The 12,045-nt window shown below is 74.0% G+C and carries 13 protein-coding genes; 7 read left to right on the top strand and 6 right to left on the bottom strand.

Annotated features, from left to right (window positions below):
* Positions 1-17 precede the first annotated feature (17 nt).
* The gene (locus ACH4LD_RS11600) at positions 18-1,172 is read left to right on the top strand and encodes an ABC transporter ATP-binding protein (protein WP_398054010.1); all 1,155 of its coding nucleotides are present in this window, start codon (positions 18-20) and stop codon (positions 1,170-1,172) included.
* Positions 1,173-1,178: 6 nt separating this feature from the next.
* Here the strand turns inward: ACH4LD_RS11600 and ACH4LD_RS11595 are convergent, their stop codons facing one another.
* From ACH4LD_RS11595 to ACH4LD_RS11580, 4 genes are all read right to left on the bottom strand, one after another.
* Complete coding sequence (locus ACH4LD_RS11595; protein WP_398054009.1) at positions 1,179-2,270, bottom strand: ABC transporter substrate-binding protein; 1,092 nt, start codon at positions 2,268-2,270, stop codon at positions 1,179-1,181.
* Positions 2,267-2,938 carry an ABC transporter permease gene (locus ACH4LD_RS11590; RefSeq protein WP_398054008.1) on the bottom strand — a complete coding sequence of 224 codons (672 nt, stop codon included), beginning with the start codon at positions 2,936-2,938 and terminating at the stop codon, positions 2,267-2,269. The genes ACH4LD_RS11595 and ACH4LD_RS11590 overlap by 4 nt, the downstream gene beginning before the upstream one ends.
* Positions 2,935-3,615: an ABC transporter permease gene (locus ACH4LD_RS11585; RefSeq protein WP_132785615.1), complete on the bottom strand. Its 681-nt coding sequence runs from the start codon at positions 3,613-3,615 to the stop codon at positions 2,935-2,937. Before ACH4LD_RS11585 ends, ACH4LD_RS11590 begins: the two co-directional genes overlap by 4 nt.
* A gap of 168 nt (positions 3,616-3,783) precedes the next feature.
* Entirely contained in the window at positions 3,784-4,356 is a 573-nt protein-coding gene (locus tag ACH4LD_RS11580) for a TetR/AcrR family transcriptional regulator (RefSeq protein ID WP_398054007.1), read from the bottom strand.
* Positions 4,357-4,493: 137 nt separating this feature from the next.
* Between ACH4LD_RS11580 and ACH4LD_RS11575 the strand changes: the two genes are divergently transcribed.
* From ACH4LD_RS11575 to ACH4LD_RS11565, 3 genes are all read left to right on the top strand, one after another.
* Complete coding sequence (locus tag ACH4LD_RS11575; RefSeq protein WP_398054006.1) at positions 4,494-5,351, top strand: AAA family ATPase; 858 nt, start codon at positions 4,494-4,496, stop codon at positions 5,349-5,351.
* The gene (locus ACH4LD_RS11570) at positions 5,348-6,700 is read left to right on the top strand and encodes a VWA domain-containing protein (RefSeq protein WP_398054005.1); all 1,353 of its coding nucleotides are present in this window, start codon (positions 5,348-5,350) and stop codon (positions 6,698-6,700) included. The genes ACH4LD_RS11575 and ACH4LD_RS11570 overlap by 4 nt, the downstream gene beginning before the upstream one ends.
* A 131-nt stretch (positions 6,701-6,831) precedes the next feature.
* On the top strand, positions 6,832-7,806 hold the full coding sequence (locus tag ACH4LD_RS11565; RefSeq protein ID WP_398054004.1) for a D-cysteine desulfhydrase family protein: 975 nt from the start codon (positions 6,832-6,834) through the stop codon (positions 7,804-7,806).
* A 72-nt stretch (positions 7,807-7,878) separates the two neighbouring features.
* On the opposite strand, the gene ACH4LD_RS11560 is transcribed toward ACH4LD_RS11565, so the two are convergent.
* On the bottom strand, positions 7,879-8,235 hold the full coding sequence (locus ACH4LD_RS11560; protein WP_398054003.1) for a cupin domain-containing protein: 357 nt from the start codon (positions 8,233-8,235) through the stop codon (positions 7,879-7,881).
* Between the two features lie 209 nt (positions 8,236-8,444).
* On the opposite strand from ACH4LD_RS11560, the gene ACH4LD_RS11555 reads away from it, so the two are divergent.
* Positions 8,445-9,044 carry an HD domain-containing protein gene (locus tag ACH4LD_RS11555; RefSeq protein ID WP_398054002.1) on the top strand — a complete coding sequence of 200 codons (600 nt, stop codon included), beginning with the start codon at positions 8,445-8,447 and terminating at the stop codon, positions 9,042-9,044.
* Between the two features lie 100 nt (positions 9,045-9,144).
* On the opposite strand, the gene ACH4LD_RS11550 is transcribed toward ACH4LD_RS11555, so the two are convergent.
* Positions 9,145-10,395 carry a LysR family transcriptional regulator gene (locus ACH4LD_RS11550; protein ID WP_398054001.1) on the bottom strand — a complete coding sequence of 417 codons (1,251 nt, stop codon included), beginning with the start codon at positions 10,393-10,395 and terminating at the stop codon, positions 9,145-9,147.
* 140 nt (positions 10,396-10,535) lie between these two features.
* Here ACH4LD_RS11550 and ACH4LD_RS11545 point away from each other — a divergent pair, with 140 nt between their 5' ends.
* On the top strand, positions 10,536-11,231 hold the full coding sequence (locus tag ACH4LD_RS11545) for a type 1 glutamine amidotransferase domain-containing protein (RefSeq protein WP_398054000.1): 696 nt from the start codon (positions 10,536-10,538) through the stop codon (positions 11,229-11,231).
* Positions 11,232-11,490: 259 nt separating this feature from the next.
* Positions 11,491-12,006: a hypothetical protein gene (locus ACH4LD_RS11540; RefSeq protein ID WP_132785606.1), complete on the top strand. Its 516-nt coding sequence runs from the start codon at positions 11,491-11,493 to the stop codon at positions 12,004-12,006.
* Positions 12,007-12,045: the final 39 nt, after the last annotated feature.

Here is a 12,045-nt window from a genome sequence, read left to right as displayed (position 1 = left end):
TGCCGTACGTTGAGGGAATGATCCGGTTCGAGCAGGTCACCAAGCGGTATCCGGACGGTACGACGGCCGTGGACGACCTCTCCTTCGAGGTGGCCGAGGGGGAACTGGTCACGCTCGTCGGGCCCTCCGGGTGCGGCAAGACGACGACCATGATGATGGTGAACCGGCTCATCGAGCCGACCTCCGGCCGGATCCTCGTCGGCGGCGAGGACATCGCGACCGTCGACCCGGTCCGGCTGCGCCGCCGGATCGGGTACGTCATCCAGCAGGTGGGCCTCTTCCCGCACCGCACCGTCCTGGACAACACCGCGACCGTGCCCGCGCTGCTCGGCTGGAAGCGGGCGAAGGCACGGGCCCGGGCGGCCGAGCTGCTGGACCTGGTGGGGCTCGATCCGAAGACCTACGGGCCGCGCTATCCGGAGCAGCTGTCCGGCGGGCAGCGGCAGCGGGTCGGCGTGGCGCGGGCGCTGGCCGCGGATCCGCCGGTGCTGCTGATGGACGAGCCGTTCGGCGCGGTCGACCCGGTGGTGCGTGAGCAGTTGCAGGACGAGTTCCTGCGGATGCAGGCGGCGGTGCGCAAGACGGTGCTGCTGGTCACCCACGACATCGAGGAGGCCGTCCGGCTCGGCGACCGGATCGCCGTGTACGGTCAGGGCCGCATCGAGCAGTTCGACACGCCCGGCGCGGTGCTCGGGGCGCCCGCGACGCCGTACGTCGCCTCCTTCGTGGGCGCCGACCGCGGGCTGAAGCGGCTGTCGGTCACCGCGATCGAGCCCGACGACCTGGAGCAGCCGCCCGTGGCCCGCGCCGACGAGCCGGCCGCGCGGGCGCTGGAGCGGCTGCGGTCCGCGGGTGCCCGGTGGGCGGTGGTCCTGGACGCGGGCGGTGACCTGCACGGCTGGGTCGGCGTCGAGGAACTGCCGACGGGCGGCACGGTGGGCGACCTCGCCCACCGCATGACCGCCTGGGTGCCGGTCGGCGCGCCGCTGAAGCAGGCGTTCGGGGTGATGCTCCAGCACGACGCCGGGTGGGTCGCCGTGCTGGACGGGGCGCGGTTCCTCGGCGTGCTGACCCCGGCGAAGCTGCACGAGGCGCTGCGCCGCTCGGTGGACGCCGACGCGCGCGGGGTGACGCGGGGGCAGGTGCCGTTCGACTCGGTGGCGGACGCCTGAGCCGGGTCATTCGAGCAGGCCCTTCTCCTTGAGGTAGGCGCGGGCCACGTCGGCGGGCAGCCGCCGCCAGCTGTCGACCTGCCGGTTCATGGCGGCCAGGTCCCCGGTGGTGAGCACGTCGTTGAGTCTGCCGAGCGCCTTCGCCACGCCGGCACCGCCCGCGCGGGAGCGGTTGACGACGGGGACGACGTAGTCGGCGTTCTGCAGTCGCTTGTCGTCGGCGAGCAGCACCAGGCCGAAGGAGTCGAGGGTGGCGTCGGTGGTGGTGGTCAGCACCATCTGGTCGCGGCCCTCCTGCACGGCCCGTTTGGCCTGGGTGGTGCCGACACCCTTGGGATCGACGCCGGTGATGTCGATGCCGTACACCTTCTTCAGCCCGGGTGCGCAGTACGGCCGTCGCACGCATTCGTCGCCCGCCGCGAGTCGTACCTTCAGTCCGGAGGCGCCGAGGTCGCTGAGGGTCCTGAGGTGGTGCCGGCGGGCGTAGGCGGCGGTCACCGCGAAGGCGTTCTGGTCGACGGCCCGGCCGGGCGCCAGGACGGTGAGACCGCGGGGTGCGGCGAGGGCGCGCAGGGCCCTCATCGTGGCGCCGAGGTCGGGCGAGCCGGCCGGGGGCGCGTCGGCGCCGTGGGTCTTGGCGCTCAGCCAGTCGGCCAGGGTCGCCGCGTACTCGGGTACGACGTCGATCTGGCCGGACTCCAGGGCGGGTTCGTACAGCTCCCGGTTGGCGACCGTGAGGAGGGACGTCTTGTAGCCGGCCTGGTCGAGCAGCTGGGCGTACATCTGGGCGAGCAGATCGCTCTCGGTGAAGCCGGCCGAGCCGATGGTCAGATGACGGCTGTCCCCGGGCGGGGCGGTGACCTGGCCGCGGTCCTCCAGGGACGGTCCGGTGGCACAGCCGCCCAGGGCGAGGAGGGCGGCCGCGGCGAGCGCGGCACGGCGGACGAGGAGGGCGGGCGTGACGCGTGCCGTGCGGCGGCTGGGGAGGGCGGGCGTGACGCGTGCCGTACGGCGGCTGAGAAGAGCGCGGGCGGCAGGTGCCGTACGGCGGCTGATTGAGGCAGGGGCGGCGGGTGTGGTCGTCGTACGCCCTCTCATCGGCCGCCCCGGACCCAGGCCGGTGCCACTCGCTCGGCGATCTCGAAGACAGCCTCGACGAGCAGGGCGAACACCGCGACGAGCAGCGCGCCCGCGACCACCTGCGGCGTGCTGGCCAGGTTGAAGCCCGCCGTGATGATCCGGCCGAGGCCGCCGCCGCCCGCGAGCGCGGCGATCGTGGCGGTGGCGACGAGCTGGACCGCGGCGATCCGCACGCCGTTCAGCAGGAGGGGGAGCGAAAGGGGCAGTTCCACGTGGAACAGCAGCTGTCGGCCGGTCATGCCCATGCCTCGGGCGGCCTGGACGACACTCCGGTCGACCTCCCGCATGCCGACGTAGGCGTTGGTGAGCAGCGGCGGTACGGCGAACAGCACGAGGGCGACCACCGTGGGGCCGTCCCCCCACCTCCCGACCGGCGTCAGCAGGAGCAGGACCAGCACGGCGAAGGTGGGCACGGCCCGGCCGACATTGGAGATGTTCACGGCGAGCGCGCCGCCCCTGCCGAGGTGGCCGAGGACGAGCGCGACGGGCAGCGCGATCAGACAGCTCAGGACCAGGCAGACGACGGTGAGCAGGAGGTGTTGGAGAAGCCGGTGCCGGATGCCGTCGTCGCCCGACCAGTGCGCGGGGTCGGTGAGCCAGTCCCAGGCGGCGGTGAGGGTGCTCATGGACGGGCCGCCCGCGTCCAGGGGGTGATCAGCCGCTGCACGCCCAACAGGAGCAGGTCGGCGGCTACGGCGATCAGCACGCACAGCACGGAGGCGGTGAGCACCTGGGCCTTGAAGTAGGTGTTCATGCCGGCGTAGATGAGGTTGCCGAGACCGCCGAAGCCGACGATCGCACCGACCGTGAGCAGGGAGACCGCCGAGACTGTGGCGATGCGCAGGCCGGCCATCGCGGCGGGCAGGGCCAGGGGCAGCTCCACGGTGAGCAGCAGACGGACGGGCCCGTAGCCGAGCCCCCGCGCGGCCTGCCGGGTCTCCTCCGGGACCGCGCGCAGGCCGGCGAGGATGTTCCGGACGAGCAGGGTGAGCGAGTACAGCACCAGCCCGGCGACGACCAGGGTGGCCGAGAGGCCGTAGAGGGGCAGCAGCAGGGAGAACATGGCCAGCGACGGAATGGTGTAGAGGATCGTCGTCACGGCGAGGACCGGACCGGCCGCCCAGCCCCAGCGACGGGCCAGCACCGCCAGCGGCAGGGCGATCACCAGGCCGATGAGGACCGACAGGAAGGTCAGCTGGAGATGCTGGACGACCGCGTCGAGCAGGATCTGCCGGCGGGTGCTCAGATAGGCACCACAGATCCACTCGTTACGCGCGAGGCAGTCGTCCGGGGGCGCGATCACGGGTCCATTGCACCGGGCGGCCGAGGACGGTCGCGCGTTGTGGTGGCCCGGACGGGGGGTGGGCGCCGTGGTGACCCGCACGGGGCGTGCCGTGGCGGCGAGCATGGGGGCGTGTTGTAGCGGCGAGCATGAGGGCATGCCCCGGCGGCTCGCACAGCGGTCCGGGGGCTAGCGGACCCCCGCCGCGTCCAGCAGGGCCGTCACCGTCGTCATGGCGAGTCCGTCGTCCAGGTGCTCCACCCGGGCGCCGGCGCGGGCGCTGGCGCCGTCGAAGACGAGCAGGAGCTGGCGGGCGAGCAGCTCGGGATCCCGCGCGCCGCCCCGCTCCGCCTCCTCGCGGAAGGCGCCCAGCAGGACGGCCTTGGCCTCGCGGGCGACCACGCTCGCCGGATGCTCGGGATCCTTCACCTCGACCAGCACGGCCAGGTAGGGGCAGCCGTGGTACTCGGGTTCCACGGAGCCCTTCTCCAGTTGTTCGAAGACGTACAGGATGCTCTCGCGCGGGGTCACGGCCGCCGGATCGGGGTGGGTCAGCCGGGCCTGGTACGCAGGCATCCGGCGCTCCAGGCTGGCGGCCAGCATCTCGTCCTTGCTGTCGAAGAGCTGGTACATCGACCGCTTGGAAACGCCCGCCTCCCGGCACAGCGCCTCGATGCCGATGGAGACGCCGTCGCTGTAGGAGAGCCGTGCGGCGGCGTCGAGCAGCCGGTCGCGGGGGGACGCCTTGTCTCTGCTGGTCATACCGCGAGGTTACCGCGCTCCCGGCCCGAAGGAGACCGATCGGTGTATATCATGGCGTCCGAGCTGAACAAGCGCTTAGATAGGGAATCGGAAACCGCTTCTCCCGGACCCTGTCCCCGACCTCGCCGGAGGCCCCGTTGTTCACGTCCGTCGACGACGTCTCCGCCCGCCTCGCCGAGACCGGCTACCTCGCCTCCCCCGCCGTCGCCACGACCGTGTTCCTCGCCGCCCGGCTGGGCAAGCCGCTGCTGGTGGAGGGCCCCGCCGGGGTCGGCAAGACCGAGCTGGCCAAGGCCGTCGCCCAGGTGGCCGGGGCCCGGCTGGTCCGGCTCCAGTGCTACGAGGGCGTGGACGAGTCCCGGGCGCTGTACGAGTGGAACCACGCCAAGCAGCTGCTGCGCATCAGCGCGGGCCGCGGCGAGAGCTGGGACGAGACCCGCACCGACATCTTCACCGAGGAGTTCCTGCTCCCCCGCCCGCTGCTCACCGCCATCCGCGGCGACGAGCCGACCGTGCTGCTCATCGACGAGACCGACAAGGCCGACGTGGAGATGGAGGGGCTGCTGCTGGAGGTCCTCAGCGACTTCCAGGTCACGGTCCCGGAGCTGGGCACGGTCACCGCGACCCGCCGCCCGTTCGTCGTCCTCACCTCCAACGCCGGCCGCGAGCTGTCCGAGGCGCTGCGCCGGCGCTGCCTGTTCCTGCACATCGGCTTCCCCGAGGAGGAGCTGGAGCGGCGCATCGTACGGCTGAAGGTGCCGGGCCTCGGCGCGACGCTGACCGAGTCGGTGGTCCGGGTGGTCGGGGCGCTGCGCGCAATGGACCTGCGCAAGGCGCCGTCCGTCGCGGAGACCGTCGACTGGGCCCGCACCCTGCTCGCGCTGGGCGCGGGGACGCTGGACGAGACCGTCGTACGGGACACCCTCGGGGTGATCCTCAAGCACCAGGACGACATCCAGAAGGCGGCGGCCAAGCTCGACCTGGACGCGCTGTGACCGCCGTCGCCGACCGGATCACCGGGCTGGCCGCGGCCCTGCGCGCGCACGGGGTGCGGATCGGCACCGGGGAGACCGTGGACGCGGCCCGGGCGGTGGAGGCGCTGGGCCTCGCGGACCGGGAGCGCCTGCGCGAGGGGCTGGCCGCGACTCTGCTGCACGCGCCGGGTCAACGGACCCTGTTCGACTCGGTCTTCGACCTCTACTTCCCGCGCGGAGTCGGCGGTCCCGAGGACGCTCCCCGGGACCGGGAGTCCCTGCGCGACCGGCTGGCCGAGGCGCTGGCCGCCGATGACCGGGCGATGATGGCCCGGCTGGCGGCGGAGGCGGTCGACGGCCTGGGCGGGTACGGGCGTTCACCCGGCTCGGACGGCTGGTCGGCGTACCAGACCCTGGACCGGCTGCGGCCCCAGACCCTGCTGGCCAGGGTGCGGGCCGACGTCCGGGGCCGGGACGGCGGCGGCACCGGGTTCGCGGACCGGCTGCTGGACGACGAGATCCGGCGCCGCATCGAGGAGTTCCGGCGGCTGGTGGGGGCGGAGGCCCGGCGCCGGGTGGCCGAGCGGCGGGGGCGGGACGAGATCGCGCGGCGGGGTGTGCGGCCGACCGCCGACCGGGTCGACTTCCTGATCGCGAGCCGGGACCAGCTGACCGAACTCCGCCGCGCGGTCCAGCCGTTGGCGCGGAAGCTGGCCACCCGGCTCGCCGCGCGCCGCCGCCGGGCCGCACGCGGCACGATCGACCTGCGCCGCACCCTGCGCTCCTCGCTGTCCACGGGAGGCGTGCCGATGCGGCCGGTGCTGCGGCGGCGCCGTCCGGTCCGGCCCGAACTGGTGCTGCTCTGCGACGTGTCGGGCTCGGTGTCCGGCTTCTCGGACTTCACCATGCTCCTCGTGCAGGCCCTGCACGACCAGTTCAGCAAGGTGCGCGTGTTCGCGTTCGTCAACCGGCTCGACGAGGTCACCGGCCTGCTCGACCACGGCCGCGCCGACCCCGACGGGCTCGGCGCCCGCATCCGCGCCGAGGCCACGCTCACCGGCTGGCACGGCAGCAGCGACTACGGCGTGGCGCTGGGCGAGTTCGCCGAGCGGTACGGCGGTGCGGTGGGGCCGCGCACGACGGTGTTCGTCCTCGGTGACGCCCGCACGAACATGAGCGACCCGAACCTCCCCGCCGTACGCGAACTGGCCCGGCGCGCCCGGCGCGTCTACTGGCTCAATCCCGAGCCACGCGACCGCTGGGGCACCGGTGACTCGGCCGCGCCCTCGTACGCCGAGCTGGTGGAGATGCACGAGTGCCGCACGGCCGCGCAGCTCAGCGCGCTGATCGCGGGCCTGCTCCCGGTGTGAGGCCGGGCGCGGTGACCAGGGTCGGCCGATCCGCTCCGCGCGGTGATCAGGGACCGTGCCGCCGGTATGACGCCGGGCGCCCGGCCGTGATCGACTGGCCCCAACGCCGACACCGACCCGAGGACGTCACCATGACCCATCCGCCCGTGCCGCTGGGCAGCTTCCCCACCCCCCTGGAACCGGCGCCCCGGCTCGCCGCCGCGCTCGGGCTCGGTCCGGAGGACCTGTGGGTGAAGCGGGACGACCTGACCGGCCTGGGCGGCGGCGGCAACAAGATCCGCAAGTTGGAGTGGACGGTGGGAGCGGCCCTCGCCGAAGGCGCGGACACGCTCGTGACCACGGGTGCCCCGCAGAGCAACCACGCCCGGCTGACCGCCGCCGCGGGCGCCCGGCTCGGGCTGGACGTCGTCCTCGTCCTGCGCGGCACCCCGGGCGCCTCCCGCTCCGGGAACCTCGCCCTGGACGGCCTGTTCGGGGCGCGGCTCGCCTGGGCCGGCGAGGTGGACCAGGACGGGCTGGACGCGGCGGCGGCCGAGGTCTGCGCGCGTCTGCGGTCCGCGGGCGCCCGCCCGGCACTGATCCCGTTCGGCGGCTCCAGCACGCTGGGGGCCAGAGGCTACGTACGCTGCGGCACCGAGCTGCGCGAGCAACTGCCGGACCTGCGTTCGGCGGTCGTGGCCCTCGGCTCGGGCGGCACGATGGCCGGGCTGGTCGCGGCCCTGGGCGGCGGTTCGGTGCTCGGCGTCGACGTGGGCGCGCTGACCGACCCGGCAACGGCGGTCGCGGAGTTCGCCGCACCGCTCACGGCGGAGGGTGTCACGCCGGACACGCTGCGGATCCGTCGGGACCAGGTGGGCGCCGGCTACGCGACCCTCACCGCCCCGGTACGGGAAGCGCTCCGCCTCGCCGCCCGCACCGAGGGCCTGGTCCTCGACCCCATCTACACCGGCCGCGCCCTGGCCGGCCTGTACGCCGCGGTCCGCGACGGCACCGTCCGCCCGGGCGAGCGGACGGTCTTCCTGCACACGGGCGGTCTCCCGGGCCTGTTCGGCCACCCGGACACGGTCGCCTTCGCGGAGGGGGAGGCGCGGGTCTCCGACGTGTAGACCGGCTCCGCCGGGCCGCTCCCAGGGCGGCCCGGCGGGGCATGGAGACCAGCGGACGGATCCAGTGCTCGGCTAGCCCTTCGCGTACTCGTTCGCCATCGTCCCGGCGAAGTCGTAGAGCACGACCTGCTCATCGCCGACCACCCAGGCGTCGTGGCCGGGCGGGCAGACGAAGACGTCGCCGGGGCCGATCTCGCTCTCGCCGCCGTCGTCCATACGAAGGTGCATCCGGCCCCGCACCACATACCCGTTGTGGTGGACCATGCAGCTCTCGGTGCCCGCGATCGGCGCCACGGACTCCGACCAGCGCCACCCGGGTTCGAACGTGCCCACCGCGAAGTCGAGCCCGGTCAGGTGGAGGGCTTCGAGGTGGCCGCGGGGGAAGTCGCGCCGTTCGTCCGGCTTCTCTACCGTCTTCACTTCCAGCATGACGGTGTCCTCCCTTCCGGCCGCTGACCGCGGCCGGGGCCGGCCTCCGTCCCCCGGCGGCCTCGGACGGCACCGGCGCTGCGGCGGCGGCCGTACCCCACGGGACCATCGTCGGCCCCGCGACCCGGCACCGCCATCCAGGGACGAGACAACGATGTCAGGAGCGCCGGCCGGCGGACCGTGGACGCGTCCCTGATTACCCTGGCACGGTGACAGCCGGCGACACACCGTCGATCGCGACGGACGACCTCGACGACCCGCCCCTGCGCCCCCTGCCCCAGCGGGTCGCCCTGCTGCTGGAGCAGGTCGACGCACCCCCACGGCTGGTGGCCCACCTGCGCGCGGTGCACGACGTCGCGGCACAGCTCCTGGCGTGGGTACGACTGCACTGTCCGCGGCTGGAGTTGGACGCGGACGCGGTGCTGTTCGGTGCCGCCACGCACGACATCGGCAAGACCCTGCACCCGGCCGAGCTGTCCGGTCCCGGCGCCCGACACGAGGCGGCGGGACGGGAGTTGCTGCTGGAGCACGGTGTGCCGGCCGGCCTCGCCCGGTTCGCCGGCACCCACGCGTCCTGGACGGCTCCCGGGACCGGCGTGGAGGACCTGCTGGTGAGCCTCGCCGACAAAATCTGGAAGAACAAGCGCGTCCCCGAGTTGGAGGACCTGGTGGTGGCGCGGCTGGCCGAGGCCGACGGACGGCCCGCCTGGCAGTGGTTCATGGAACTGGACGAAGCCCTGACCGCCGTCGGGGAGGGCGCGGACCGCAGGCTGGCGTACCAGATGTCCCACCCTCTCGGCCGAAGGTGACCGTGTTCGAGACCCCTCTCGGTGCCGACGGTTCCGACGGTTCGGAGGCTGCCGAGCCGTGTCCTCTACCGCCACGCCCTGAACGACCCCGCCCACCCGCCTACCAACTGCGCGCCGCCCGCAGCAGGACGGCGCGGACTCGGGCCACGTCGGGGTTGTCGGAGGCCCCGGGGCGCTGGACGAGGAAGCCGGTGTTGATCGGCGGGTCCTCCGGTTCCAGCAGCGCGACGAGCGCGCCGGATGCCAGGAGTTCCTGGCACAGATAGCGGGGCAGCACGCCGAACCCGGCGCCGGCGGCCACGGCCGCGAGCACCCCGCGCAGATCAGGGACGGTCACGGCGGCGGTACGCGACAGACGCCGGCCGAAGACGTGCCGCCAGTAACGGCGGGCGATCGGCAGATCCTCGGCGTAGGTGATGAGCGGAACCTCGTGCAGGACGGCGGGGTCGAAGGAGTCCGGCACGGCGGGCGCTTGCTCCGCGGCGTCCCGGCCGGCGGACGCTGGACGCTCGATGCCCTGCACGTTGGACCCTGGACGCTCGATGCCCTGCACGTTGGACCCTGGACGCTCGTCGCCCCGCCTGATGGAGCCTTGGCCCTCGGCGCCCCGCCCGGCGGACCCTTGAGGCTCGCTGCCTCGCCCGGCGGAGCCTTGACCCTCGGCGCCCCGCACGCCGGGGCCCTGTCCGTGGACCTCGGTCTCGGCCGTGTGCGCGGTCCCTCGCCCCGTCGGTCGCCCCGTCAGTCGCTCCGTCAATCGCTCCGTCAGTCGCTCGGCCCAGATCGGGGCCGCGACCAGTACGAACTCCTCGTCGGTGAGGGGGACGGCGTGCAACGTGCGGCCGCGTGGGCGGGTGGTGGCGATCACCAGGTCGTGGCGGCCGGCCCGCAGTTCGTCCAGCAGCGGATCGGTCAGCCCGGTCGCCACCCGAAGCCGTACGCCCTCGGCGATCAGCGGCGCCAGGGCCGGCAGGGCCCTGCTGCACAGGAGTTCCGCCGGACCGGCCAGATGGACCGGCTCGGCCCGCGTCCCGGCCGGCGAGGTGGGGCCGGCGACGGCGGCCAGCTCGTCCAGGGGCGCGGCGATCCGCGCCGCGAGTTCGTCGGCCACCGGGGTCGGCGTGACCCCGCGCGGCAGCCGTTCGAACAGCTCCCGGCCGGTCTGCCGTTCCAGTGCGCGCATCTGCGTCGTCACCGTGGGCTGTGACAGTCCGAGCAGCCGGGCGGCGCCGGTGAAGGAACCGGAGCGGTACACCGCGAGGAAGGTGCGCAGCAGGTTCAGGTCGAGGGAAGCGAGGGATGCGGTCTCCACGGGTCCGAGTATGGCCGCCGCGTATTCCCCGGCAGCCATAGGAAACCCGATGTCAGCCATTCGGTGCTTCATTGGATACCTATGGGTCGTCTCACCTACGTTCTTTCCCGCAGGCCCGAACCCCCGCATCCGCGGCACCGATCCGCCTGTGCACGCAAGCCTTCTGGAGAGAGAACCCCATGTCGAAGATCCTGTTCGTGATGACCGGCGCCGATCACTGGACGCTCGCCGACGGCACCGCGCACCCGACCGGCTTCTGGGCCGAGGAGGCCGTGGTCCCCTACCGGGCCGTCAAGACCGCCGGTCACGAGGTCGTCGTCGCCACGCCGGGTGGTGTGGTGCCACCGGTCGACCGGGCGAGCCTGGCCGCCGAGGTCAACGGCGGTCAGGAGAAGGCCGAGGAGATCGCCCGCGCGCTGGAGGAGATGACCGAGCTGCGGACGCCGGTGAAGCTCGCGGAGGTGGACCTCGCCGACTTCGCCGCCGTGTTCTACCCGGGCGGGCACGGCCCCATGGAGGACCTGGCCGTGGACGCCGAGTCGGGCCGGCTGCTGGTGGCGGCCCTGGACTCGGGCAAGCCGCTGGCCGTGGTCTGCCACGGTCCGGCCGCCCTGCTCGCCGCGGTCCGCTCCGACGGCGGCAACGCCTTCGCCGGCTACAGCGCGGCGGCCTTCACCAACGAGGAGGAGACCCAGGGCGGCCTCGCCGGACAGGCCAAGTGGCTGCTCCAGGACCGGCTGACCGAGGCGGGCGTCGAGGTGCGGGCGGGTGAGCCGTGGGCGCCGCACGTCGTGGTGGACCGCAACCTGATCACCGGCCAGAACCCGGCCTCCTCGGCCCCGGTCGCCGAGGAACTGCTGAAGCAGCTGGGCTGAGACACCTCGGGCCGGGGGCCGGGGCCGGCGGTCGCTCGGCGAGTGGCAGGTGACGGGAATCGGGTGGCGGAACACGGGGTGCGGAACGCGGGGTGGCGGAACGCAAGGTGGCGGATCGAGTGCCGGAACGCGGGGTGCCGGCACGGGTGCCGGAAAATTCGCCGGGCCTCACCCGCAACCTCGCTTGGGGTCGGACGTCTGTCGGGGTGGAGGCCTCCACCTCGTCCAGTTGTCCGACCCTGAGCGACCGAAGGAACACATGTCCGTACACCGTGCCCCGCGCCCGAACCGCACCCACCGGCTGCGCGCCGTCCTGGGGGTCTCCGCCGTAGGCGCGGCCCTGGCCGTCGCCGGCACCCTGACCGCCCAGGCGGCCCAGGACGACGGCCCGGCCACCGCCGACAGCGGCGCCGCCCACCCCGCGGCCCACTCCCGGAGTGCCGCCGCCCCGGCCCCGGCGCATGACCAGGCAGTCCCGTCCCCGGTCCCGTCGCCGGTGCGCACGGGAACCCCGTCCCCGGTCCCGTCGCCGGTGCGCACGGGAACCCCGTCCCCCGTCCCCTCCCCCGTACGCACGACGAGCCCCGCCCCGGCTCCCGCGACGGCCACGCCTTCCCCGGTGCCCGCCACCCCCGGACCGGCCGCCCCGAGCCCGGTGCCGTCCACCGCCGCTCCCGCGCCCGGGCACCCGGCGCCCGCTCCGGAACACCCGCGTCCGGCGCCCGTACCGCACCACCGTCACGCCACGCCGGCACCGGTTCCGCAGCAGCACTGAGGCAGGGCCGGTGCGGGGGAGCCGTCGCGCGGCGGCTCC

This window comes from Streptomyces sp. NPDC017676, assembly GCF_044329325.1.
GTDB lineage: Bacteria > Actinomycetota > Actinomycetes > Streptomycetales > Streptomycetaceae > Streptomyces.
The sequence above is the reverse complement of the archived record's forward strand: the minus strand, read 5'-3'. Positions and strand labels throughout refer to the sequence as shown.